The organism is Streptococcus mobilis (assembly GCF_059727625.1).
Window position 1 is genome coordinate 1048855 of record NZ_AP041823.1, and the last position, 25720, is coordinate 1074574.

Sequence of the window (25720 nt, forward strand, 5' to 3'; positions counted from 1 at the left end):
CGAGTATGAATGGCCTTATGTTTTTCTACAAAAGCTATTATATCAGAAAATAGTTTGCTTTGCAAGAAAAATCCAGTTTTCATGTTAGGTTTTCTAACATGAGACGATATTGCAGCTCTAGATTTTCTTTGCTACAATGGAACTATCAGATAAATGGAGGTTGATCATGAAGAAAGGAAAGATGATTCAGGATATAAAAACTAACACCCCATGGCCAGTTCTTATTTCTATACTATTCTATGTATTATTAGCATTCCTCTTTATAGAAGGAGGACTTTGGATTGGTAGTGAACTTGTGGGGCCATTTTCCTTAGTGATCGGTTTTCTAGTAGACTTCTTTTCACCAGGAAATGGGATAGCAAGTATTCAAGAATTTTTCTACCATTATTTTCTCTATTATGAGCTCTTCAGTTTTGTAATCATTCTGTTCCTCTTTATTTTTTGGGTGAAGGTCATAGAGAAGAATGCATTATCAATCTTAGGCTTTGTAAAAAGGAATTGGCTTAAGTATCTAGGTTGGGGGATCATGTTTTCCCTTGTTCAAATGGGAGTGATCGCGCTTGTCTACCAATTAAGTGGAATAGGGTCTTTTGAGCTTAATGAATTAAGTTTAGAACCCATCCTCTTTATTCTAGGCTTATTCCCGTTTTGGCTCCTTCAAGGAGGAACGGAAGAAGTAGCGACGCGGGGTTGGCTCCTGACTCGAATTGCTGCAAGAAGTAATTTGCCTTTAGCGATCGCGATTTCTAGTAGTCTCTTTGGCTTTCTCCATCTGGGAAATTCAGGGGTGACCTTCTTATCTGTACTAAATATTGTCCTTGATGGAGTGCTAGCTGGTTTGCTCCTTGTCTACACCGATAGTATCTGGCTAGTGGTCGCTCAACACGGTACTTGGAACTATGTACAAGGGAATCTCCTTGGTTTTCAAGTCAGTGGGACGGGCGCAGATGCGTCTATCTTTAGCTTTACCATAGGATCAGGACCTGACTGGCTGACCGGAGGAGAATTTGGAGCAGAAGGATCGATCATTACCACTATGGTTGTTCTTTTATCCCTAGTGATTGTCTATCGCTTAGGGGAGAGGAAAGAAAAGTTTGCTGACTAACCTCTCTGTAATGTCTGAAAGTCATATATGAAAAAGACAAACACCAAAAATGACGTTTGTCTGCGTTTTGAGTCGAACACATAATGATGAGTTCGGCTTTTTCTATATAATAATGGGAATGATTAGTTTCACTTGTGCACCATTATGAATATTTTCTAAATGCATAGTTCCATTATGAAGTTTCATGACACGTTTCACGAAAGATAAACCAAGTCCAAAGTGACTTTCTTGAGACGGTGTTCTTGCTTGGTCCTCTTTATAGAAAAGATTCCCAGCATGTTGTAATACATTTTTTGAAAAACTAGATTGATTATTCCATATGGTTAGAACTAATCGATTATTTTCTTGTGACATTGTTAGCTGGATCTTTGCATCATTTTCTTTTTGATGTTGTATTGCATTATTAATAATATTTGTGATTGCTCGGAAAAATAGATTGGAATGAATTGCAATTTGTGTCGATGGAGTTACTGTATTTGAAAAAACAAAATTCGTATTTCTAGGGAGTAAAGGAGTGATCTGTTCTTTCAATTGATGAGTTACTTGTTTAATTGATATATTTTCAAGTTGGATATCATGGTCGTAAAAAGTTTTGGAATATTGGATAAAGTTGTTAAAATAATCGTTTAACTGAATACTTGCTTGCTCAAGATCTTTTAGACATTCCATTACTTGAGGTGTTTGTTTGGTAGATTGTAGGAATTCAGCATTTCCTCTGATGACGGTTAGAGGAGTTCGAAGATCATGTGCAGCGCTAGATACTTGAAACATGAGTTCTTTTTTTTGTTCTTTTTCATTTTCAATCCTATTTTTTATATCAGATTGCATTTTTTCGATCAGATCATTTGTTTCAATAAATTCTTTAATCTGCAAATGGTGATGTTCATTTTTTGTGAAGTATAGACCACTATGATAAACCATATTCATTTCTGTTTGAATCTCAGTTAATAATCGTCTAATATTTATTACAATGATAAAAATTAAAATGATGCAAAGATAAATCCAAGAACTGACGCTAAAAAATAAAGCAAAGCGATTGACATTTTTCTCATTAATTCCAGATACAGAAGATAGAAGAGCTGGAACTATGTAAAAAAGTATCAGACATAGAAGAAATTGCCAAATGATTTTAAGGTAGGTACGCTTAATGAGTTGCTTGATTGTCAATTCTTTTTCCATTTGTATCCTCCTCCCCATACTGTTTTGATGGGATCAATTTGATGAATCTTAAATTTTTGTCTGATTTGATAGATGTATTCAGTAATGGATCGTAGTTGTGCATCAGAGTCTACAGGATAGAGGTAATTGTAAAGCTCTTCTATGCTAAATATTCGGTTCTCATTTTTTGCTAAAAGATAAAGTAAATCAAACTCTCGCTTAGTTAATGAAATTCTCTTTGATTGATAATAAACTTCTTGACTATCTCGATAAAAAGTTATATTTGAATCCATCTCTTCTTTAGAGGCATGATGTGATCTTTCTTCTCTACGAAGATGCATTTGAATTCTTGCAATTAATTCTTTAATGCTGAATGGTTTTGTGATGTAATCATCTGCCCCAGCTTGAATTCCTTTTAGTAAATCTTCTTCAAAATCTTTAGCGGTTAGAAATAGGATTGGAGTGGTAATTTGTGAACGAATGGAACGACAGATTTCTAAACCAGAAATAGGCATCATGACATCAAGTAAAATTAGATCAAATCCAGTAAAGTCGCAGATATTGATTTCTTCTATATATTTACGAGTTTCCACGTGGAAGTTGTTGGCTTTTAATGCATTCTCTATTAATCGTAAGATTTTTTCATCATCGTCAATGGCTAAAATTTTATACTTCATAGTTCCTCCGATTATATGTGCATATTATAGCAAATCTAGAATGCAATTTGTTAGAAATGAAGAAAATAATTATTCTGATAATTTCCTGATTTTCTCCTGTTATACTTGCTCCAAGTGAAGGTGGAATTTCACTAAAAGTTAGAAAGGAAAAAGAATGAATGATAACAATTCAAAAGCTACATAAGGAATATAATAATAAAATTGTCCTTCAAAACGTGTCTTTCAAAGCCAAAAAAGGTGAGATTACTGGATTGATTGGACCGAATGGATCTGGAAAATCAACTTTAATTAGAATTTTGCTTGGTTTAGAAAATAGTCAAATGGGAATGGCGTTGATCGATGGGAAAAAATACTCTCAATTGGGAGATAATCCTTTTTGTATTGTTGGATCATTCCTAGATAGTTGTCAACCTTATCCAACTAGAACAGGATTTCAGCATCTTCGGTGGATTGGCTTGGCTTGTGGCGTTGACAAAAATAGGTGCAACGAATGTTTAGAGTTGGTGGGGTTAAGTGAAGCTAAAAATAAAAAAGTAAAAGACTATTCATTAGGAATGAAGCAACGTCTTGGTTTAGCAACAGCCTTATTAGCAAATCCTGACATCTTAATTTTAGATGAACCAATCAATGGACTAGATCCAGAAGGAATACGCTGGGTACGCAATTTTTTGCAGTCTTTTGTCAATGAAGGTAAGTCTGTATTAATGACAAGTCATTATATGAGTGAGTTAGAATTAACTGTAGATCATTTGGTTGGGATTTCTAATGGGAAGATTGTTATTGATGCTCCTACCAAAGACATTTTGAAACAGTTTGGATCTTTTGAGGAGGCATATTTTAAGGCACTCAAAGGGAAAGAAGGTGAATAATATGTTGAAGCGTTCCTTTTTTAGTGACCTCTATAAATATTGTAGTTTACCTACTTTTAAATTCACTTTTTTTCTTATTTTTGGAGTCAGCATATTTTTTTCAATTCAAAATATCCAGGTGATAAATGCTTTAGTAGAAGGAAATGGACAGGCTGTTAACCTTGATCCATCTATGCTATCATCGAATCCAGTCTATACAGTCAGGGATGCTCTCTTATCCTCACCCTACCAAGCAAGTGTTATTTTCTTACCAATCTTAGTTTCACTTGTTTATTCAACCCATTACCAATTTGGTGATGATAATTTTACTCAGTTGTTGATCCCAAACTGGAAAGTTCGTCTTACTGGGTTTATTGCAAGTTCGATTGTCTTATCGTTACTTGCTACTTTAATATTTTCTATAGTAAACGCTATTATTTTACTCGTTTTTCTAGATTCAACTTTAAAGAATTATTTAGAATTTACTTTGTTTTTAGATGTTACGGTAAGAGTTATGATATTTGCGATCGTTCTTACTTTATTAGCTTTACTTTTCGTAATAGTAACGAAAAAATCAATGACTTCATTAATTGCAGATGTTTTATTATTGGTAATCACTTTATCAGGTATTTTAAGAGGACTTTCCTCTAAAATAGAAAATCTCTTGCCTTTAATTGGAGCAAAGTCATTTGCTTTTGGCCGAATTGAAGGGACTCAAACGAGCCAATTATATGGATTTACACTTTTAGTAGTAGAAGGAATCTTGTTCTTGGTATTCATAATGCTTGTAGAAATGATTCGAATGAGGAGGAAGAATGGCAAGAATATCTTTTAGTCTTATCGTCAAAAAATATAGTTTAAAACCCGTAAAGTACCAGATAGCTATACAGTCACTTTTGATAGGTTTTGTGTGTCTCTTAGGTGTTTTACCAGTTTCAATCAATGATACTGTTGTACAATTATCTATAAAGCAAGCTCTTGTTTTTGCATCAATGCTCTCTGTTAGTATTGGGTGTGTTAATGCATTTGTTGAGTTACAATCTCACGAAACAAAACTGGTTTATTTGGTAAGTGGAAAAAGGATCTTAAGTTCAATTAGGATCCTGTTCGTAGAGTTATGTGATGTAGTACTACAATCAACCTTATATTTCATTGTACTACTTATATGGTTTCATTTTTTAAGTAGCGAAAATGGTGTCAATTTAGAAATTTTCAGTTTCTATTTGATTGGCTCCATCCAATATTTTTTAATTTCTTACTTCTTAAGTTATTTTTTCAAAAGTCCAATGGGGAGTTTAGCTATTTTGCTGCTATTTCCTATTTTGGTACAACCATTCATAGAAAGAGTAGTGGAACCAGTGACTAGTTATCTATTTTATAATATTATTGCGGAAACAATATTAGGGAGAGTTTCCTCTTTGCAACTCTGTACTTACGTTATTGGACTTGTATGCTCACTTGGAGCAACTCTCTACCTCTTGGTAAAGAATCAAGAAGTTAAGTAGTAAATTGATTTCGTAAAAATGATACCGATCAGCAAACCTTGTTAATTTTGTATATCATGGACACTGATGTTTATTACGTATTGCATTGTTTTAGAATAAAAGACAAGACTTTCGAAGTAATTGCGAGAGTCTTGTTTAGTTTTCACTCTAATGCGTGTCCAATTAATTATTTTGTAATATGTTGTTTTCCCTTTCATTCCTCATCTCAGAGAATTCTAGTGATTTATGGTAAAATAAGGTCTATATATGTGAGGACAAAGAGATGATTAATCGAGTAACTGATAACAAATTTAAACTAGTATCCAAATACCAACCGTCTGGGGATCAACCGCAGGCCATTGAACAGTTGGTGGATAACATCGAGGGTGGTGAGAAGGCGCAAATCCTGATGGGGGCGACTGGTACGGGGAAGACCTATACCATGAGCCAGGTCATCGCCCAAGTCAATAAGCCGACCTTGGTCATCGCCCACAATAAAACCCTAGCAGGCCAGCTTTATGGGGAGTTTAAGGAATTTTTCCCTGAAAATGCGGTCGAGTACTTCGTATCTTACTATGATTACTACCAGCCAGAAGCCTATGTGCCATCGAGCGATACCTATATCGAAAAAGATAGCTCGGTCAATGATGAGATTGATAAGCTTCGTCACTCCGCGACATCAGCCCTCTTAGAGCGCAACGATGTCATCGTTGTAGCATCTGTTTCATGTATTTACGGTTTGGGGTCACCTAAGGAATATGCCGATAGCGTGGTGAGTCTGCGTCCAGGTCTGGAGATTTCTCGTGATAAACTGCTCAATGACCTGGTGGATATCCAGTTTGAGCGCAATGATATCGACTTTCAACGGGGGAAATTCCGTGTTCGTGGGGATGTGGTTGAAATTTTCCCTGCTTCGCGTGATGAGCATGCCTTTCGCGTTGAGTTTTTCGGGGACGAGATTGAGCGGATTCGTGAGATTGAAGCTCTGACGGGCCAGGTTCTGGGAGATGTGGATCACTTGGCTATTTTCCCAGCCACTCACTTCGTGACCAATGACGACCATATGGAAGTAGCCATTGCCAAGATTCAGGCGGAACTTGAGGAGCAGTTAAAAGTCTTTGAAAAAGAAGGCAAGCTCTTGGAAGCTCAACGGTTGAAACAACGGACAGAGTACGATATTGAAATGCTACGGGAGATGGGCTACACCAATGGCGTCGAAAACTACTCCCGTCACATGGATGGCCGGAGTGAAGGAGAGCCTCCCTACACCCTTCTTGACTTCTTCCCAGAAGATTTCCTCATTATGATTGATGAAAGCCACATGACCATGGGACAGATCAAAGGCATGTACAATGGAGACCGCTCGCGCAAGGAGATGCTGGTCAACTATGGCTTCCGTTTGCCGTCTGCCTTGGATAACCGGCCACTGCGTCGGGAGGAGTTTGAAAGCCATGTCCACCAGATCGTTTATGTGTCTGCGACACCGGGTGATTATGAGATGGAGCAAACTGATACTATCATCGAACAGATCATTCGTCCGACAGGTCTACTCGATCCTGAGGTGGAAGTGCGTCCGACTATGGGTCAAATGGACGATCTCTTGGGTGAAATCAATGCGCGTGTAGAACGTGGAGAGCGGACCTTTGTTACCACCCTGACCAAGAAGATGGCAGAGGACTTGACCGATTACTTCAAGGAAATGGGGGTCAAGGTCAAATACATGCACTCGGACATTAAGACCTTGGAGCGGACAGAGATTATCCGTGATTTGCGTTTGGGCGTTTTTGATGTCTTGGTTGGGATTAACCTTCTTCGGGAAGGGATAGACGTACCGGAAGTCAGCCTGGTTGCCATTCTCGACGCGGATAAGGAAGGTTTCCTCCGTAACGAACGGGGGCTGATCCAGACCATTGGTCGTGCTGCACGTAATAGCGAGGGTCACGTCATCATGTATGCGGACACCATGACTCAGTCTATGCAAAAAGCCATCGATGAAACGGCCCGTCGTCGGAAAATCCAGATGGCTTATAATAAAGAGCATGGCATTGTGCCACAAACCATTAAGAAGGAAATCCGTGACCTGATCTCTGTTACCAAGGCTGTGGCCAAGGAAGAGGATAAGGAAGTGGATATCACCAGTCTCAACCGGCAAGAGCGCAAAGAACTGATCAAGAAACTGCAAGGCCAAATGCAAGAAGCCGTCGAAGTGCTTGATTTCGAGTTGGCAGCCCAAATCCGCGATATGATGTTGGAAGTCAAGGCCTTGGATTAGTAGGAGGGAAGAATGAAGATTATCATTAAAACAATGGAAACTCCTGAAGAGATAGAAGGAAAATCTCTCGTTCATTGGCAAACGTGGAGAGAGGCTTATGACAATCTTTTACCCGCGGAATTTCAGGAGATAATGACGTTAGATAAATGTCGTTTCTTTAGTCAAAAGTATCCAGAAAACACCTTGATTGCGATGGATGGAAAGAAAGTTGTTGGATTTATCAGCTATGGAAATTTTCGTGATGAGACCATTCAAGCTGGTGAAATCATTGCCTTATATGTTTTAAAAGATTACTATGGAAAAGGTGTGAGTGAACAGTTAATGCATGCTGCATTTGCTGCTCTCGATCATTTCTCTGAGATTTATTTATGGGTATTGAAAGATAATAAGCGAGCCATTGCTTTCTATCAAAAAATGGGTTTTACTTTTGATGGTCAAGAAAAAATACTTGAACTTGGAAAACCTGTTAAGGAGTTGCGGATGATGTGTTCTTCAAATAATAATTCCTAAAGGACCTATCTATCAATCTTTGAATCATTATCAATTAATCAAGTAAAAAAATAAAAGAGATAGAATGAACCAAAGAAATGAAGGAGAAGACGAATGAAAATTTTAGTCATCAACGGGCACCCGGATAAGGAAAGTTACTGTCAGGCTATTTTTCAAACCATTGTTGAAACTATTAACTCAAATCGCCATGAGCTTAAAGTGATTAGTCTCAATGAAGAGGATTTTGATCCTGTTTTACGTTATGGTTATCGAACACGGATGGAGGAAGATCCCTTTATCCTTCGTTCACAAGAATGGATCCAGTGGGCGGATCACCTGATCTTTGTCTATCCCATCTGGTGGAGTAGTATGCCGAGCCTTCTGAAAGGCTGGATTGATCGGGTCTTTACACCGGGGATTGCCTACTCGGCCAATGATCAGGGAAGCTTCATCTGGAATTACCTGAGAGGCAAGCAATTCAAGAAGTTGCTCAAAGGGAAAACAGCCAGTATTTATGCAACTTCGATGGCACCTACCTGGTGGTACAAGATCTTTTCAGGCCCTCTCAACATTCCAGATAGTTATGGTATCTCTGTTTTGAAGAATGCCGTCTTGAACCATTGTGGGATTAAAACTAAGCGCGTCTGTATCTTGGGAGAAGTCGGTCGGGATGTCAACACCGCTAGCATGCGGCAACACCATCTCCAAAAGGTAGCAGCAGAAGTGAAGAAACTCTGATCAAAAGTTAGTTTGTTCTAATTAGTGTCTTTAGTTGTATTTGGAATAGGTTTTGGTTAAACTATTAACATAATCTATAAAACATAGGACTGATTCAATATGCTACTTTTTATCTATATGATCTATGTCATTTATTCACTATCAAAAATGAAAAGAGAAGGTAAAAGAGTCTCTATTCTTACGAAGATTGTCGTCTATGGTTTATTGGTTTTATCATTGATTAAGATGTATTTCAGTTTTTTGGCATTTCTATTTTCCCCTTTGCCATTTTTTGGCTTTCTAGCCTCTCTTGTTCTTGGCGGCATGATGCTATCTCTGAAAATTGTTATTGCCCTTGCATTACTATTGTTATCACTAAGTCTATTATTAGACAGCAAAAAAAGTGATCCGGATACGCCTCTAATTGATCATTGGCTACGGTTGGCAGTCCATATTCTGTTGATCATAATCTAAGATAAGAAGATTATTGTTTTTTTAAGCTTTGAACCAATGTTTACATAGGAGAGATCAATTATGGGAAAGTATTTGTACCTGTTTAGGATCCTGTATCTTATTCTTTTACTTTTCATGCTAGCTAATTTTCTTTTAGGATTCTTTGGCTACGCATTTACTCCACTTCTTTGGAATCCCTGGCTGTATCTTGGAGCAGTGACGGCTATTAGTCACATTTGGTATCGTTTCTATCGAAAACATACTCCAAATTGGAAGAACCTTGTTAGTGTTCTTTTGAGTCTCTTTGCTATGGTGATTCTAGTATATTTCATTGAGTTGTTCTTTACCTTTGATGGCCATGGTCCGGTTACGATTCACTCGGAATATTATTTAAAAGAGAAGTCAATTGTCTTTCATAGAGGCACCCTTTTAGATGCCTTCGATGAATACCATGAGCTGGTGAATCCCTTTGTCATGAAAGAAGAGATACAAAAGAATGTTTATGTTGATTAATTGTTAATATCATAGAAAGGAAATTTATGTCACGCGAAACATCTACCATTTTAACAAATCTATGTCTGATTGAAGACTGTTCAACGAATAAAGTAGTCCTCCAATACCGTTCACCAGAGCGGTACAAGAAATGGTCTGGTTATGCCTTTCCTGGAGGCCATATCGAAGAAGGAGAAAGTCTAGTAGAATCCGTCATTCGTGAAGTTTACGAAGAGACAGGACTGACAATTGCAGATCCAAAACTCGTCGCAGTCAAAGACTGGCCACTAGACGATGGAGGTCGCTATATTGTCTTTTGCTACAAGGCAACAAGATTCTCAGGCCAGCTCAGATCATCTGAGGAAGGAGAAGTTTCTTGGGTTGAGAAAGACCAATTAGAAAAGTTGGACTTGTCCTACGACATGCTTCCTCTGCTAGAAGTGATGGAAGACCCGGACTTGTCTGAGTTCTATTATCGCAAACGGACAGACGATGATTGGGAAAAATTAAGATTTTAAGCAAAGGGCTAGAGGTATCTAGCTTTTTTTGCTTGTAAGGTGAAAGAAGAAAGAATATTCCATTCGTACTTGAATCTGCTCAGAAAAAGTACTATAGTATAAGCATAAAATACAATTGTAATCTTTCATACTGTGAATAGAAAGAAGGCAAGATATGAAATTACAATTTAGAATCCTTATAGGAATTTGCTTCTTGATCGGTGCCTTAGTCTTTGCCTTTCAAAGGGAATGGTTGTACGCTTTGCTGTTGCTTTTAGTTGGGGCTTCTTACCTATATAAAGGAGTGCGTCGATGAAGAGTGAGTGTTTAAACATCAATGGGCTAAACGTTTGGTATAAAAAAGACAAGCCCATTATAAAAGACACGAATTTGCTTGTACCCAATCATTCTGTAGTAGGGTTGATTGGTCGAAATGGAGCTGGGAAGACAACCTTGCTAAAAGCTTTAAGTAGTGTTTTTGATCATCGGCAGTATGCAGTTGAGACTGTTACCATAGAAGACAAGGCGACCTCTTTTCATACGAATTACTATAAGAGCCGTACCTATACAGTTTTTACTGAAAACAATAGTTTTTTAAACTGGGATTTTGTTCATTATTTTAATTTTGTCTGTCGTTTGTATCATCGAAAGAGAGATGAAACGTTATTGCAGGACTTGATTTCAGGCTTTCATTTTGAAGAGTTTCTCAACACCGACATCGGCAGTTTGTCAACGGGAAACAAGAAGAAAGTCTTCCTGATCACAGCTTTTTATCTCAAACCTACCCTCCTTATATTGGACGAACCATTTGATGGCCTAGATTTTGATGCGACAGAATTTCTATATGGTTTGCTATTGCAGTATAAAGAAGAAGGCTCTATTCTGATGAGTTCGCATATCGCAGAGAGTATCGTTCGGGTCTGTGATACAGCTTATTCTATTGAAGATGGTCACCTAGACGCGATCGAATCGAATTTAGAAGATTGGTTTCATGACGTCAATCGTCAAAGGGGGTAGAGCATGCTACTAGCAATTTTTAGAGATTTGGTATCCAAAAATCGGCTCTTCTTGTTCTTGACTTCCTTAGCCTTTGCTCTTTATTACCATCTTGTTGGGGCCAAATTTTCTTCGAGTTTTCAAGTCTTGCTGATCAGTACGGCTATTGTTACTGCTCTATCAACCTTTCAATTGCTGTATTCCTACTTTTCGATGGAGAGGGTCCAGGCCTACTACCAGCTTCCTTTGTCTCTCAATCGTTTTAAAGGGTCTTTTCTGACGGTAACCTTTCTTCTCAATTTACTAGAGCGCGTGCTGTTATTGATCCTCTTTTTAGGAGTCAGGTTAGACCTGCTACAATCCTTTAAGCTCGTCCTCCTTTCTTTACTGGTGGTATTGAGTGTGTTTTATATCTTTATCCAGTTCAATACAAGGCTAAGTCTTCTAGGAGGAGTACTCATTTCTGTAACGACTGTTCTTACAGCATCTTCTTTATGGGTCCAACAAGTGTCCTATATGATCTTACTTTCAGCCCTCGTTACTGTCTTTATTTTTAAAAATGAGGACTTGATCGCGATTTCAAAAAATGATCAGCTGCTCGTTTCAAAGAGAAGAAGTGGAAATTATTTTTGGATTTCCTTGTTTCAAGAGCGCTATTTTTCCATCAATTTTGTCTTTACTCTCATCTTCCTCCTTCTCATTCTGATACAGGATTATGATGCTCCTTTAAAAATCATCATCCTGTTAACGATTGCTTCTGTCAATACGCCATTAACCACTCTCATTTCTGCTGATAAAGATTTGATTGATCATGTTAAGTCCCTACCTAAGAGTCGGTTCTTTTACTTGATGTATTACCGTGTATTGCTGACCTATTTCCTATCTGTGAATCTATTTGTTGCTCTGTTATTAAAAATGGTGGTCATGCCTGACTTGGGGATCCTATTTTTGCTAGGAGTGATGATTCTAGCAGTAGTGGAAGCTGTTTTGCACTTACTGATTGAAATCTATTTCCCTTTAAGAAAATGGAATTTAAAGAGAGAATGTTGGAAGCACCCAAGAAAATACATTGTTCCTAGTATCGTCTTCTTACTTAGTTGGAGTCTCCTTTTCTGCTTCTAAGGAATTGCCCCTTTGCTTGTATCTGCTTCTTAATTGTAGTATGATAGAGGAGTTGAAAAGATGCTAGAAAAGGTGGCAAGTATATGAAAGATTTTCACTTTGATGCAATTGCTGCATTTGAAAATTATGAAATCGAAAAGATGAGAGATGGCCATGTAGTGGTGACAACCAAGGTCGTAGAATCATCGCTCAATTATTATGGAAATGCGCATGGAGGCTATCTCTTTACCCTGTGTGACCAAGTCAGTGGTTTGGTTGTTGTTTCTCAAGGTGTCGATGGGGTAACCTTGCAATCCTCGATCAATTACTTGAAAGCAGGGCGTCTGGGGGATGTCCTCACGATCCATGGTGAATGTGTCCACAGTGGACGGACGACTCGAGTTGTGGATGTCGATATTACCAATCAAGACGGGGCCAATGTCTGCAAGGCAACCTTTACGATGTTTGTTACGGGAGTGAGAGATGAGTCCGCACAAGTACGCATTTAAAAACTATATTTTTGATTTTTATGGAACCTTGGTCGACATCGAAACCGATGAGTCGAGTCCAATTTTATGGGATACTATGGCTCAGATCTACCAATCCTACGGGGCAAGCTACACAGGAGAAGGCTTGCGACTGCGTTATAAAGAGTTGGTGCAACAAGCCGAAGAAGACTTGGCCAAGGAAAAACAAGTTGCCTACCCAGAGATTGATCTGACGGTCATTTTTGTGCAATTGTATTTAGAAGGTCATCCAAGTGGGGATAGTGTTGCCCACCTCAAAGAGTGGGGGCGTTTGATTGCGCGAACTTTCCGTGTCCTTTCTCGCAAGCGGTTGGAGCTTTATCCTCATACGAAAGAAGTATTAGAGGATATGAAAGCTGCAGGTTGCCGAATCTTTCTCTTATCCAATGCCCAAGCAGATTTTACCAATCCGGAGATTGATTTGGTTGGTTTGAGAGAGCTTTTCCATGCCATTTACTTGTCGTCTGACGCAGGTATTCGTAAACCTCAGCCAGAGTTTCTCTTGGAAGTGATGAAAGAACACCAGTTGAACCCTGAGAAAACGGTCATGGTAGGGAATGACTTTACGACAGATGTCGCTGTTGCCCAAAGTATCGGGATGGAGAGTATCTTGATCAATACCTTCCCATACTCTGATGCTGAACTGCGCGAGAAGAATCAAGCAGGTGTGCGCGTGATTCGAGATATTCAAGAATTGCAGGAAGATTGAGAAATATCATCTATGTAGGGAGGCCAAGTCGCCTCCTTTTTTCTTGAAACTCCTACAGTCGAACAGAATTTGTCAAATTTTCGCTTTCATGGTATACTATGAAAGTTAATTTGAATAAGGAGATAAAAATGAATAACTTACCAAACTGTCCAAAATGTAACTCTGAATACGTCTATGAAGATGGAGCGCTCTTGGTGTGCCCAGAGTGTGCGTATGAATGGAACCCAGCTGAGGTCGAAGAAGAAGAGGGTGTCGTAGCGATTGATGCCAACGGAAACAAATTGGCTGATGGCGATACAGTGACCCTGATCAAAGATTTGAAAGTGAAGGGTGCACCAAAGGATTTGAAACAAGGAACGCGCGTGAAAAACATCCGTATCGTGGAAGGAGACCACAACATCGATTGTAAGATTGATGGCTTCGGTGCAATGAAACTCAAATCAGAATTTGTGAAGAAGATCTAAAGAACAGTACACAAATTAATAGAGTTGTTTAAGTTTAAAATGGAACTTTCCGCTGTGAGAAAAGTACTTGAAACAGTATTGTTTCAAGTACTCGGGAGTTTTGAAACTTTAGGTTCAAAACTAAGTCATGGAACTTCGTAGAAGTTCGCTGACGTCCGTCTTCACTTAAGGAAAGTTCCTGATTAAACTGAAGGGTCTAGCCCCTTTTCTTTCAGGAGAATACTATGAAATTCAAACTATTATTTAGCTATCGTTTTCTATTGTTTATCTTAAGTGTACTCGGTGTTTATCTGCAACTGACCAAGCATGGTGGCTTTGGCATGATGCTCTATTACACCATTTTATCCAACATGTTGGTTATGTTCTTTATGGGAGATATTGTTTGGCGCATGGTTCGAGGGCGTTCGACCCAGACTCAGGGCTACCTTCGTATGAAAGGCGCAGTTACCATGTCCATTATGATCACCTGTGTCATCTACCACTTTATGTTGGCGCCTCTTGCGACACCAGAGAAGTTTTATCGTTTGGAAAACTTCCTTTGTCATTACATCGTTCCTCTGATGTTCTTCTTTGATACCCTAGTGATTGATAAAGCCAAGCAATACCGTAGACTCGATCCCTTCCTTTGGACCTTGATTCCCCTGGCGTACATGCTCTTTGCCCTTCTCAATGGTTTGGTCTTGAAGTGGCCAATTCCAGGTGCAAAAGATAGTCCCTTTGCCTATTTCTTTATCAATGTTAATAAATACGGCTGGGCATTTGTTGGCAAATGGGTGGTGATCATCTTTATCGCTTACCTTTTAGCTGGCTATGTACTCTATGGGATTAAAATTATCAAGCGGAAATCGGCTGTTTCTTAGTAAAAACCGAACATTATTCGGACGAAAAGTCTTGTTTTTAAATTTTTTTGAAAAATGTTGAGTTTTTTCTTGCATGTCGTTTGAAACTGTGATATAGTTATCTCAATTAAATAAATCCTTTAATCCTGTCCCGTGAGGCAGGCAAGGAGACTGTGAAAAACAATGGCTAGGACATAGGGCGAGACTCTATCCTCTTAGACCATTCATTTGCTGAACCTCCTTGAAAAAGGAGGTTTTTCTTTTACAACTAAGGAGGACTGAATGAAAACCAAAGAAGTCGTTGATGATTTGACGATGAAACGGGCCATTACCCGGATCACCTACGAAATCATTGAACGAAACAAAGATTTGAGCCAGATTGTGCTGGTGGGGATCAAGACGCGTGGTGTTTACATCGCTCGCCGGATCCAAGAACGCCTCTCTCAGCTGGAACAAATCGATGTCCCTGTAGCAGAACTAGATACCAAGCCTTTCCGAGATGACATGAAGGCGACAGAAGATACGACGGTCTTACCAGTTGATATCGCTCATAGAGAAGTCATTTTGATCGATGATGTCCTCTATACAGGTCGCACGATTCGCGCTGCCATTGACAATCTGGTCAGTCACGGTCGTCCTGCTCGAGTGAGTCTGGCGGTTCTAGTCGACCGTGGGCATCGGGAGTTGCCGATTCGTCCGGACTTTGTTGGGAAAAATATCCCGACAAGTAAGTCAGAGGAAATCATTGTCGAGATGGTGGAGCTAGACGGCCAAGACCGCGTCCTCATCAAAGAAGCTTAAACAAATTGTAAACTATTTGCATTCACATTATAAAAGGAGAATCAACATGTCTGAAAATCAAATCGCTCTTAAAAACCTTGTCTCAATGGAAACTCTTACCAATGAAGAAGTAATGGCATTGATCAAACGTGGGATTGAGTTCAAAAACGGAGCTAAAGTAGCCTACGAAGACCAACACATCATCTCAAACCTTTTCTTTGAACCTTCAACTCGTACCCACAAAGCCTTTGAAGTGGCAGAGTTGAAATTGGGATGTGATCTCCTTGACTTTGATGTGAAGACGAGCTCTGTGAACAAAGGGGAAACACTTTACGATACCATCTTGACCATGTCAGCTCTTGGTGTAGATGTCTGCGTCATCCGTCACCCTGAAGTGGACTACTACAAAGAATTGGTTGAAAGCCCAACGATCACAGCCTCTATCGTCAATGGTGGGGACGGTTCAGGTCAACACCCAAGCCAAAGCTTGCTTGATTTGATGACTATTTACCAAGAATTCGGTCACTTTGATGGCTTGAAAGTTTGTATCGCTGGGGACTTGGATCACTCACGTGTGGCAAAATCAAATATGCAAATCTTGAAACGTTTGGGAGCAACTCTTTACTTTGCAGGTCCAGACGAATGGAGAAGTGCGGAATTTGAAGACTATGGAACCTTCGTCACTATCGATGAAGTTATTGATGAAGTAGATGTGATGATGTTCTTGCGTGTGCAACACGAACGTCATGATTACGAATCACTTTTCTCTAAAGAAAACTACCACCGTCTTCACGGTTTGACACAAGAACGTTATGACCGTATGAAAGATACTGCGATCTTGATGCACCCAGCACCAGTCAACCGTGACGTTGAAATTGCGGACCACTTGGTAGAAGCTCCTAAATCACGTATCGTAGAACAAATGACAAATGGTGTCTTTGTCCGTATGGCCATCATTGAAGCCGTCCTTAAAGGTCGCGGAGCAAAATAAGATAACTGACAATTCATTGAAAGGAAAGAAAGAGGACAGAGTAGAGAGCTACATGGAATCTGACTTTCCTTTTTTTGAGGAACTATGATAAAATTGGATTAGTGTAAAAGAAGGGAGGGGTTCGATGAAACGATTATTGGTCCTAGAGGATGGGACTGTATTTGAAGGGGAAGCCTTTGGTGCAGACTTATATGTGACTGGTGAATTGGTCTTTACGACTGCCATGACAGGCCATCAAGAATTGATTACGGATCAGGCTTTTAGTGGCCAGATCCTCTCCTTTACCTTTCCAGTTATTGGCGCAACAGGGATCAATAGAGATGATTCTGAATCGATTACGCCGACATGTTTGGCAGTAGTCGTTCAGCATTTGGTGGAAATGCCAAGTAATTGGCGGCAGCAGATGACCTTGGATGAATTCTTGAAGCGAAAAAAAATCCCTGGTATTGTAGGGATTGATACGAGACAGGTGGCAAAAATTGTCCGCAAGTATGGACGGATGAAGGCGACTGTCATTAACAAGGGGGATTCGATCGACCATATCCTGGATCAGTTGCGAGCAACGGTCCTTCCCAAAGACCAAGTGCGTCAAGTCTCGACAAAAACAGCCTATGCTGTACCAGGTTTTGGAAAGAGTATTGCCTTGATCGATCTAGGGGTCAAGCACTCTGTCTTACGCCAGCTGAGTCAAAGGGACTGTAATGTCACGGTCTATCCCTATGACATCTCATATGATGAACTGATGGAACAGCAGCCCGATGGCGTTATTTTATCCAGTGGGCCTGGAGATCCCCATCAGGTGAAAAAACTCTGTCGCTTGATCCAAAAAATCAATGGTCAAATTCCGATCTGGGGCATGGGCTTGGGAGCACAGGTACTGGCTCAAGCTTATGGAGCGGAGCTAGCTCCCATGGAAGTTGGACACTTCGGATTAAATATTCCTGTTCGTGAAATTGCGACAGGAAAAATCGAGATAACGAGTCAAAATCACTTGTATAGTATCGCACGCGATAGCCTACCCCATGATTTATTGGTCACGCATGAAAACGTCAATGACCATAGTATCGAAGCTTTTCGCCATCGTTACCAACCGATTTTAGGGGTTCAATTCCAAGTGGATGCGAGTCCAGGGCCAAGGGAAAATCTCTATTTTTACGATGAATTTTTAGAATTGATTGATGCCAAAATTCACGAAAGTAGAAGGGAGAAGGAATGATGAAACAAAACCAGAAATTGCTTCTCCTATGTGGAGATTCTTATCAGGATATTAGCCTCTTGGCTGCGGTAAATGAAGCACAAAAGCTCAATGACAAGGACGGGAATGCTCTTGTCCTTTATCTGGGTGAAGAAAATGCTATCACACAGGAAGCTGGAGAACAGGTTGTAGTCAGTAAGCTCAAGTTGGATGCTCTTAGGACGACTCTTCTTTCCTATACAGGATCTCGTTTGCTCCTAACCTTTGCGGATAAACAGATTTTGAACCTCTTGTTTCGTTTGGAAGAAACTGGATTTTTCAAAGACGCATCGATTAGGATTATCGGACCGAGCCTCCAACGCTACCGGACCTTTTATCAGCAGGCGGATCAACGACGCCTCTTTCAAGAGTTGGGCTATCAGGTACCCGCTTCCGCACTAGTTGGTTCTGTTCGCGAAGCCATCGAGTTTTCTGAAGGCATTCAATTTCCTATTATGATCTGGCCGGTAGCGAGTAAGCAAGGGCAGGGGCGAAAGATTGCTCATAACCTGGATGACTTGTGCGAAGCAGTAGAAACAGGACTTTCAGTCTCTCCAAGTCAGCAGTGTTTGCTAGAATTTTCGACCTATGGCTTTAAGGAATTGGATTTTGTCGTCATGCGCGATCGCGAAGACAATCACTACCTGGCGGCCTCTATTGAAAGCATTGATCCTGTCGGGATCCACTCTAGTGACTCTTATCAATTTATGCCAGCGGTCACCCTGACTGACCGGGAGTTTCAAAATCTTCGTGAAGCAGCGATCCACATCAGTCGCTATTTGAAGCTGACAGGAGCCATTTCGATCAAGTTTGCTCTAGATCCGACGAGCTATGCTTTTTATATCCTAGAAGTTAATCCATTTGCTTCAGACAGTATCTCGCTGGCCTCAATGGGCTTGGGCTATTCCTTGTTTGAGCAAGGAGTTCAGCTGCAATTAGGGCGGTCTCTCGAGCATTTGCCTCATCCCCTATTAAAAGATCTAAAGGCTGTTTACGAACCGAGTTTGGATTATATTTTCTTTAAGATTCCGATTTTTTCTGATGCTGCTAAAAATGCCCGCCTCAATACCCAAATTCACTCTTATGGGGCAGTTTATGGATTTGGGAAGAGAATCGATGAGGCTTATCAACAAGCCCTAGAAACCATTAAAGATAAGAACTTGCTGACCATCCTTCCTGAGGAAATGAGCGATGATGAATTAATCCAGAAAATTGCTCGTCATATGCCCCACCGGCTCTTCTATATCTTAGAAGCCTTGAAACGTGGTTTTGAGTTTGAGGAACTCTTGGATTTGAGTAAATTAGCACCTGTTTATTTGCAGGTTCTGGCCAACCTTGTAGAAATGGAAAAAGTAGCAGAAGCTGAAAACAAACCAGCCTTTCTTCCAGTTGAACCATCAGCTGGCTTATATGAGGTCAAAGTGGGAGCAGCCTATTATCTGACCCAGAATGGAACCAATGAATCATTGGGTTTGGACGCTGCTTGTGTCTTGGTGGATGATCTAGAAATCTGTGATGAGTATTTTTACCAAAAGGTGAGAAAGCAGGTGAAAGAGCTGAAAGAAAAAGGACAACAGGTGATCTTACTCACGAATCGTCCTTTTACAGAATCATTGGCAGATAAAGTCTATTATCTTCCGATCAATGAGACAAGCCTTCACCTGATTCAGACCATTGATCAGGTCAAAGATATTATCAAGCTTTCTGATAGACAATAAAGGATTCGGACAAACTATCCGAATCCTTTTTTGTTTCTTATTTTTTGGTCACAATACCGATAATGGTATCAACTGCGCGTTCCATGGTTTGGAGGCTAACGTATTCGAAGCGACCATGCATATTTTCACCACCGGAAAAGATATTTGGTGTTGGAATCCCCATAAAGGAAATTTTAGATCCATCTGTACCACCACGGATTGGTTCAATGATTGGAGTGATTCCAAGATCTTCCATGACTTCCTTAGCAAGGGTAATTGGCGTCATATCTTTTTCAATCACTTGTTTCATGTTGTAATACTGGTCTTTGATGGTGAGGAGAACGCGTTCGCTACCGAGTTCAGCATTCATCTGATCGACAATAGATTTCATAAGGTCTTTGCGTTTCTCAAAGCTTTCAGTTTCAAAGTCCCGAATGATGTAGCTGGCACTTGCTTCCTCGACAGTTCCATCGATATTCATCAAGTGGTAGAAGCCTTCATAGCCTTCGGTTAATTCTGGACGTGCTCCTTCAGGGAGTTTGTTATGGAAATCAATGGCCAATTGAAGACCGTTGATCATTTGACCTTTGGCTGTACCTGGGTGGACATTGCGTCCTTTGAAGGTGATTTCAGCTCCAGCTGCTGAGAAGGTTTCGTATTGAAGCTCTCCAAGAGGACCACCATCGACAGTATAGGCAAAGTCTACGTCAAAATCCTCTGCATCAAATTGATCTGCCCCGACTCCGATTTCTTCATCTGGACCAAAGCCGACACGGATTTCTCCGTGTTTGATTTCAGGATGAGCTGTCAGGTATTCAATAGCTGTCATGATTTCAGCGATACCTGACTTATCGTCTGCACCCAGAAGAGTGGTACCGTCCGTTGTGATCAAGGTTTGTCCCTTGTAGTTGTTCAAATGAGCAAAATCCGCTGGATCGAGTGTGAAACCAGAGTCACCAAGGGCAATGACACCCCCATCATAATTCTCAACGATTTGAGGATTGACATTTTCGGCATTGAAGTCAGCGGTATCCATGTGAGAGATAAATCCAATCTTGCGTGTAAAGCTTGGATCATTAGCTGGAAGTGTTCCAATAGCATAGCCGTTTGGCAAATAGTAGACGTTTTGAAGGCCCACGCGTTTCATCTCAGGGATCAAGACGTTTGTTGCAAAATCAACTTGTGATTGGGTACTTGGAGTGGTTGTAGAATTTTCATCTGAACGTGTGTTAACTTTTACATAGGTAATAAAACGGTCCAACAAATTTTGGTATTTCATGATCATTCTCCTTTTTCAGTTTCAATTAATTTGTGAATAGCATGGGCCACGCCATCCTCATCATTGGTCAGGGTGATGAAATCTGCGATTTCCTTGACAGCAGCATTGCCATTTCCCATAGCGACGCTATAACCAGCAAAACGTAGCATTTCAAGGTCATTGTTTGCATCTCCAAGAGCCATGACCTGGTCTTTCTTGTAGCCTAATGTTTGGCTTAATGCTTGAAGAGCAGAAGCCTTGCTCGCGCCTTTTGGCAGGATTTCAAACAGGATATCCTGTGAACGAACAGTGTTAAAATCGGCCTCTAATGCAGCCTCGTGCTGAGCTTGGAAGCCATCAATAGCAGAAGGATCTCCTACATACATGGCTTGAAAAATAGGAAAAAGGTTGGGTAGATCTTCTTCTGAGATAAGTGTCGGTTTAGAATTAACAATGCCCGCATCCATCGTGACCAGTTCACTGGCTTCAGGTGCAACCACTAGGTAGTGATCCATATCAAATAAGGTTAGCTGGACGTCTGTATCTTTCGTCAAAACATGCAAGCGGTGCATGTCCTCAAGGCTCAATTCTTCCTTACCAATGATTTTCCAATTCTTAGTAGACAAGGTTGTACACCCGTTATTGATAATCATATAGTAGTTACCATAAGGTAGACCAATCTCTTCAAAGATGGGCCGTACACCTGCTAAGGGGCGCCCAGTACAGATCACAATGTCATAGCCGGCTTCATGGGCCCGGTGGAGAGCTTCAATATTGCTTTTAGAGAGAGACTTATCCTCATGTAAGAGGGTTCCATCCAAGTCAATCGCAATTAATTGAATCATTTGATTTCCTCCAAATCAAGAGGCACAAAGCCATCAATCACTTTTCCAATCACCCCAGGTTCCTCATCTAGTGGAATGATCTGATCACTATATTTCTTATTGAGGGAAACGAGTCGTACCCCGTTGGACTCACGAAAGACACGTTTGATCAAAGTTTGCCCATCAAAATCAATGGCATAAATAGCCCCTGCCTGATCGTAGTAGGTTTGCTTGATTAATACAACGGCCCCTTTTTCATATTTGGGCTCTAGGGAATCCGTATGAATCCAAAAAGCCAAATCGTAAGGGATCTTTTGATCAAACCAGACGATATCAGCTTGTTTCTGATTTTGATAAGATGCGAAAGAATCATAGACAGAATAAGAGTGGTATTGCTTTTCAATCTTCTGTCTTTCTTTCTGATGGGTCAAGAGACTTTTTCCATAAGAAAGGAGATTTTCTTGATTTCCCTCATCGAGCTGTTTATACAATCTCTCAATCTCTGAATCAATGACCACAAAATCATTTCGTAATCGAGGGTCAATTTCAGCAACTGCTACCTGAAAAAAGGCAGCAATCTTCTCCAAATTTTCAGGAACGGGAAGAGAAGTTCCTTTTACATATCCAGTCAAGGTACTTGCAGGGATTCCAGTAATACGAGATAATTCGATCTGCTTTTTTCCTTGTTCTTTCAGTAATTCTCTGATCTTTTCCGATATAATCCGTAATGCCTCTTTGTTTTGAGGACTTGCTTTTCCACGACCTCTGGCCAACGTACTCACCTCCTTGTATTTACCTTTTCTATTATAATGAATTAAATCGAAAAAGTAAATAGAAATCCCTGATAAATGTGAAAAAAGATTGATTTGATATAAATCGTATTTTTCATTGAAATTTTATTTATTTTTCCTTTACTTTTTGAGGAAAAAGGTCTAAGATAAAATCAAAGAATTCATGGAGGTTGGGGTATGATTCGTAGCGTTCAAGTCGAAGATGCAGGTCAAATTCGAGATTTGTGTCACCAAGCATTGGGGTATGATTCTACCCTTGAGAAAGTGACGGCTCAGATCGAAAAATTCAATCTGCCAGACTCGGGTCACTTTTGCTTTGTTTATGAAGAGGACCAAACAGGTAATATTCTTGGTTATGTCGAAGCAGAGGTTTATGAAAGTCTTTATAGTGACGCCGGTCTAAATATTTTAGGTCTAGCGGTTTTCCCTTCTGCGCAAGGACATGGGATCGGTAGCCAATTGATGGAGCGAGTTGAAGAACTTGCCAAAAGCAGGCATTCTGCTTTTATCCGTTTAAATTCTGCATCTCATCGAAAAGAAGCCCATATCTTTTACGAACGCTTAGGTTATGAGGGAAATAAAACGCAGAAGCGATTTTTGAAAATAATGAATTAAGATAGGCAAAGGCCTATCTTTTTTGTTATAATGAGGAGTACGATTAAATTTACTAGGAAGATGATTATGCCAAATTTTGAAGAATTAAAAAAACGACAAGAGAAGATTCGGAACTTCTCGATCATCGCCCATATTGACCATGGAAAGTCAACCTTGGCCGATCGAATTTTAGAAAAAACCGAAACCGTGTCTAGTCGGGAGATGCAAGCCCAACTTTTAGATAGTATGGACCTGGAGCGGGAACGTGGGATTACCATCAAGCTGAATGCCATCGAGTTGAACTACACGGCTAAAGATGGGGAAACCTATATCTTTCACTTGATTGACACACCAGGACACGTGGACTTTACCTATGAGGTTTCGCGGTCGCTTGCTGCCTGTGAGGGTGCCATTCTCGTAGTAGATGCTGCTCAAGGGATTGAAGCTCAGACACTAGCCAATGTCTACCTTGCTTTGGACAATGATTTGGAAATCCTGCCAGTTATCAATAAAATCGACTTGCCAGCTGCAGATCCAGAACGGGTGCGCACAGAAGTAGAAGATGTCATCGGGTTGGATGCTAGTGAGGCAGTCTTAGCTTCTGCCAAGGCTGGTATCGGGATTGAAGAGATTTTGGAGCAGATCGTTGAGAAAGTTCCAGCACCGACGGGTGATGTTGAAGCCCCTCTTCAAGCCTTGATCTTTGACTCTGTATATGATGCCTATCGTGGGGTAATCCTTCAGGTCCGAGTGGTCAATGGAATGGTCAAACCAGGCGATAAGATCCAACTCATGAGCAATGGTAAGACATTTGATGTCACCGAGGTTGGGATTTTTACTCCTAAAGCAGTTGGACGCGATTTCCTTGCAACTGGAGACGTTGGCTATATAGCGGCCTCTATCAAGACCGTTGCGGATACCCGTGTCGGGGATACGGTGACCCTAGCTTCCAATCCGGCAAGTGAGCCACTACATGGATACAAGCAAATGAACCCAATGGTTTTTGCTGGTCTTTACCCAATTGAATCTAACAAATACAATGATCTTCGTGAAGCTTTGGAAAAATTGCAATTGAATGATGCCAGTCTTCAATTTGAACCGGAAACTTCTCAAGCCCTCGGTTTTGGTTTCCGTTGTGGTTTCTTGGGGCTCCTTCATATGGACGTTATCCAGGAGCGTTTGGAGCGTGAGTTCAATATTGACTTGATTATGACGGCACCGTCTGTTATCTACAAGGTTAATTTGACAGATGGAGAAGCACTGGATGTCTCCAACCCTTCTGAGTTCCCAGATCCAACCAAGATCGCTTCGATCGAAGAACCGTATGTTAAAGCCCAAATCATGGTGCCACAAGAGTTTGTCGGGGCGGTTATGGAATTAGCCCAACGGAAACGCGGGGATTTTGTGACCATGGATTACATCGATGAAAATCGGGTAAATGTCATCTATCAAATCCCACTGGCGGAAATTGTCTTTGATTTCTTTGATAAATTGAAATCCTCTACTCGTGGCTATGCGAGCTTTGATTATGAGTTGTCTGAATACCGTCCTTCTAAATTGGTTAAAATGGATATCCTTCTTAATGGCGATACTGTCGATGCCCTCAGCTTTATCGTTCACAAGGATTTTGCCTATGAACGTGGTAAGTTAATCGTTGAGAAACTCAAGAAGATTATCCCTCGTCAACAGTTTGAAGTGCCTATCCAAGCAGCCATCGGTCATAAGATCGTGGCCCGTACAGATATCAAGGCCCTTCGTAAGAACGTCTTGGCCAAGTGTTATGGTGGGGACGTCTCACGGAAACGTAAGCTTCTTGAAAAACAAAAGGCTGGTAAGAAACGGATGAAGGCCATTGGATCTGTAGAAGTACCACAGGAAGCCTTCTTATCTGTCTTGTCAATGGATGAAGAATAACATTTAAAGTGCCTCAAAAGGGCACTTTTGTTTTATGTTCAAAAGAAATAGACTGAATGAGAAAGGTTGGATCAGATGTGACACTTATCCTATTTTAAAATACCCACTTTCATGGTAGACTAGTGGAAAGAAAATACATCATTGAGGAGAGAATATGAAAAAAAAGTTCCTACTCGCGTCTGTTACGTTTTTGTCTGTTGTAAGCCTTTCTGCTTGTACTAGTCCAAAGAAAGAGTCTAGTAAATCATCGGTAGCATCTAGTTCCGCTAATGTGGTGAGAGAGACAACAAATTCAAGTAGTAATGTAGAGAAAAAAATTCCAGATAGTGATAAGGGGAATGTGAAAACGAAACGAATTGGATCAGCAGATTATGGCTATGTCAATATTCCAAGTGACTGGAAAAAGAATGATAGTATCCAAGTCGGAGATAATATTCAGTATACAGATAAAAACGCCTTCAATATTATTGTTTTAAATGCTGCCACTAGAGAAAAAGCAAATGTCCCTGAAGGAGTGGAATTTAATGCAGAGCTAATAGCTCAAAGATTGGAGAGTAGGTGGAATGATTATAAAATTGTTGAGAAAATGACAAAATCTACGACGACTGTTGGAGGAAATGAGTCGCTTAAAATACATATTTTTCTCAAGTCAGGCCTGCAGGTTGCTGGTTGGGTATTCCAAAAAGATGATAAGGTTTATTTGATTGTTGTTGAAGGATTTGAGAAAACAATAACTCAATTTACTCCTTATGTCGAAAACACTTGGAGCCTAGACGGAACAGGTGCCGTGACCGATTGATGAAGAGGAA

Annotated in this window: 27 protein-coding genes; 22 read left to right on the forward strand and 5 right to left on the reverse strand. The window is 40.3% G+C overall.

Annotated features, from left to right (window positions below; genetic code table 11):
- Nucleotides 1–166 precede the first annotated feature (166 nt).
- On the forward strand, nt 167–1105 hold the full coding sequence (locus AC6IZR_RS04955) for a CPBP family intramembrane glutamic endopeptidase (protein ID WP_497848917.1): 939 nt from the start codon (nt 167–169) through the stop codon (nt 1103–1105).
- A gap of 102 nt (nt 1106–1207) precedes the next feature.
- Here AC6IZR_RS04955 and AC6IZR_RS04960 read toward each other — a convergent pair whose 3' ends face one another.
- Nucleotides 1208–2284 carry a sensor histidine kinase gene (locus AC6IZR_RS04960; RefSeq protein WP_497848918.1) on the reverse strand — a complete coding sequence of 359 codons (1077 nt, stop codon included), beginning with the start codon at nt 2282–2284 and terminating at the stop codon, nt 1208–1210.
- Nucleotides 2269–2940 (reverse strand): response regulator transcription factor, encoded by a 672-nt coding sequence (locus AC6IZR_RS04965; protein WP_070846492.1) that lies wholly within the window; start codon nt 2938–2940, stop codon nt 2269–2271. Before AC6IZR_RS04965 ends, AC6IZR_RS04960 begins: the two co-directional genes overlap by 16 nt.
- A gap of 158 nt (nt 2941–3098) precedes the next feature.
- Here AC6IZR_RS04965 and AC6IZR_RS04970 point away from each other — a divergent pair, with 158 nt between their 5' ends.
- The 18 genes from AC6IZR_RS04970 (at nt 3099) to AC6IZR_RS05055 (ending at nt 19551) form a co-directional block, all read left to right on the forward strand.
- Nucleotides 3099–3809 carry an ABC transporter ATP-binding protein gene (locus AC6IZR_RS04970; protein WP_497848919.1) on the forward strand — a complete coding sequence of 237 codons (711 nt, stop codon included), beginning with the start codon at nt 3099–3101 and terminating at the stop codon, nt 3807–3809.
- Between the two features lies 1 nt (nt 3810).
- Nucleotides 3811–4623: a hypothetical protein gene (locus tag AC6IZR_RS04975; protein WP_497848920.1), complete on the forward strand. Its 813-nt coding sequence runs from the start codon at nt 3811–3813 to the stop codon at nt 4621–4623.
- Complete coding sequence (locus AC6IZR_RS04980) at nt 4604–5293, forward strand: hypothetical protein (protein ID WP_497848921.1); 690 nt, start codon at nt 4604–4606, stop codon at nt 5291–5293. The genes AC6IZR_RS04975 and AC6IZR_RS04980 overlap by 20 nt, the downstream gene beginning before the upstream one ends.
- A 262-nt stretch (nt 5294–5555) precedes the next feature.
- Nucleotides 5556–7544: an excinuclease ABC subunit UvrB gene (gene uvrB / locus AC6IZR_RS04985; RefSeq protein WP_497848922.1), complete on the forward strand. Its 1989-nt coding sequence runs from the start codon at nt 5556–5558 to the stop codon at nt 7542–7544.
- A 12-nt stretch (nt 7545–7556) separates the two neighbouring features.
- Nucleotides 7557–8054, forward strand: a complete 498-nt coding sequence (locus AC6IZR_RS04990; protein WP_497848154.1) for a GNAT family N-acetyltransferase — start codon at nt 7557–7559, stop codon at nt 8052–8054.
- A 93-nt stretch (nt 8055–8147) separates the two neighbouring features.
- Nucleotides 8148–8771: an NAD(P)H-dependent oxidoreductase gene (locus tag AC6IZR_RS04995; protein WP_497848155.1), complete on the forward strand. Its 624-nt coding sequence runs from the start codon at nt 8148–8150 to the stop codon at nt 8769–8771.
- 513 nt (nt 8772–9284) lie between these two features.
- Complete coding sequence (locus AC6IZR_RS05000) at nt 9285–9716, forward strand: hypothetical protein (RefSeq protein ID WP_414333410.1); 432 nt, start codon at nt 9285–9287, stop codon at nt 9714–9716.
- A 26-nt stretch (nt 9717–9742) separates the two neighbouring features.
- Nucleotides 9743–10213, forward strand: coding sequence for an 8-oxo-dGTP diphosphatase (locus AC6IZR_RS05005; RefSeq protein ID WP_414333412.1), 471 nt, complete (start codon nt 9743–9745; stop codon nt 10211–10213).
- 291 nt (nt 10214–10504) lie between these two features.
- A complete protein-coding gene (locus AC6IZR_RS05010) occupies nt 10505–11209 on the forward strand; it encodes an ATP-binding cassette domain-containing protein (RefSeq protein ID WP_497848156.1) in 705 nt (234 codons plus the stop codon).
- Between the two features lie 3 nt (nt 11210–11212).
- Nucleotides 11213–12310, forward strand: a complete 1098-nt coding sequence (locus tag AC6IZR_RS05015) for a hypothetical protein (RefSeq protein WP_497848157.1) — start codon at nt 11213–11215, stop codon at nt 12308–12310.
- An 83-nt stretch (nt 12311–12393) separates the two neighbouring features.
- Entirely contained in the window at nt 12394–12798 is a 405-nt protein-coding gene (locus tag AC6IZR_RS05020; protein WP_003016342.1) for a PaaI family thioesterase, read from the forward strand.
- On the forward strand, nt 12773–13525 hold the full coding sequence (locus AC6IZR_RS05025) for an HAD family hydrolase (protein ID WP_150906196.1): 753 nt from the start codon (nt 12773–12775) through the stop codon (nt 13523–13525). Before AC6IZR_RS05020 ends, AC6IZR_RS05025 begins: the two co-directional genes overlap by 26 nt.
- Nucleotides 13526–13653: 128 nt before the next feature.
- Complete coding sequence (locus tag AC6IZR_RS05030; protein ID WP_003016288.1) at nt 13654–13989, forward strand: zinc ribbon domain-containing protein YjdM; 336 nt, start codon at nt 13654–13656, stop codon at nt 13987–13989.
- A gap of 224 nt (nt 13990–14213) precedes the next feature.
- On the forward strand, nt 14214–14849 hold the full coding sequence (locus tag AC6IZR_RS05035; protein WP_497848158.1) for a Pr6Pr family membrane protein: 636 nt from the start codon (nt 14214–14216) through the stop codon (nt 14847–14849).
- A 261-nt stretch (nt 14850–15110) separates the two neighbouring features.
- A complete protein-coding gene (gene pyrR, locus AC6IZR_RS05040) occupies nt 15111–15629 on the forward strand; it encodes a bifunctional pyr operon transcriptional regulator/uracil phosphoribosyltransferase PyrR (protein ID WP_003001719.1) in 519 nt (172 codons plus the stop codon).
- Between the two features lie 46 nt (nt 15630–15675).
- On the forward strand, nt 15676–16599 hold the full coding sequence (locus AC6IZR_RS05045; protein ID WP_497848159.1) for an aspartate carbamoyltransferase catalytic subunit: 924 nt from the start codon (nt 15676–15678) through the stop codon (nt 16597–16599).
- A 124-nt stretch (nt 16600–16723) separates the two neighbouring features.
- Complete coding sequence (locus AC6IZR_RS05050) at nt 16724–17815, forward strand: carbamoyl phosphate synthase small subunit (RefSeq protein ID WP_497848160.1); 1092 nt, start codon at nt 16724–16726, stop codon at nt 17813–17815.
- Complete coding sequence (locus tag AC6IZR_RS05055) at nt 17812–19551, forward strand: ATP-binding protein (protein ID WP_497848161.1); 1740 nt, start codon at nt 17812–17814, stop codon at nt 19549–19551. The genes AC6IZR_RS05050 and AC6IZR_RS05055 overlap by 4 nt, the downstream gene beginning before the upstream one ends.
- Nucleotides 19552–19588: 37 nt before the next feature.
- Here AC6IZR_RS05055 and pepT read toward each other — a convergent pair whose 3' ends face one another.
- From pepT to AC6IZR_RS05070, 3 genes are read right to left on the reverse strand one after another with little or no spacing between them, the layout of a single operon-like run.
- The gene (gene pepT, locus AC6IZR_RS05060; RefSeq protein ID WP_497848162.1) at nt 19589–20809 is read right to left on the reverse strand and encodes a peptidase T; all 1221 of its coding nucleotides are present in this window, start codon (nt 20807–20809) and stop codon (nt 19589–19591) included.
- Between the two features lie 2 nt (nt 20810–20811).
- The gene (locus AC6IZR_RS05065; RefSeq protein ID WP_497848163.1) at nt 20812–21633 is read right to left on the reverse strand and encodes a Cof-type HAD-IIB family hydrolase; all 822 of its coding nucleotides are present in this window, start codon (nt 21631–21633) and stop codon (nt 20812–20814) included.
- Nucleotides 21630–22385 carry a LexA family transcriptional regulator gene (locus tag AC6IZR_RS05070; RefSeq protein ID WP_497848164.1) on the reverse strand — a complete coding sequence of 252 codons (756 nt, stop codon included), beginning with the start codon at nt 22383–22385 and terminating at the stop codon, nt 21630–21632. The genes AC6IZR_RS05065 and AC6IZR_RS05070 overlap by 4 nt, the downstream gene beginning before the upstream one ends.
- Nucleotides 22386–22580: 195 nt before the next feature.
- Here AC6IZR_RS05070 and AC6IZR_RS05075 point away from each other — a divergent pair, with 195 nt between their 5' ends.
- From AC6IZR_RS05075 to AC6IZR_RS05085, 3 genes are all read left to right on the forward strand, one after another.
- Complete coding sequence (locus AC6IZR_RS05075) at nt 22581–23018, forward strand: GNAT family N-acetyltransferase (RefSeq protein WP_497848165.1); 438 nt, start codon at nt 22581–22583, stop codon at nt 23016–23018.
- A 66-nt stretch (nt 23019–23084) separates the two neighbouring features.
- Nucleotides 23085–24911 carry a translation elongation factor 4 gene (lepA, locus tag AC6IZR_RS05080; RefSeq protein WP_031577086.1) on the forward strand — a complete coding sequence of 609 codons (1827 nt, stop codon included), beginning with the start codon at nt 23085–23087 and terminating at the stop codon, nt 24909–24911.
- 154 nt (nt 24912–25065) lie between these two features.
- Complete coding sequence (locus AC6IZR_RS05085) at nt 25066–25710, forward strand: hypothetical protein (protein ID WP_497848166.1); 645 nt, start codon at nt 25066–25068, stop codon at nt 25708–25710.
- The last annotated feature ends 10 nt before the right edge of the window (nt 25711–25720 follow it).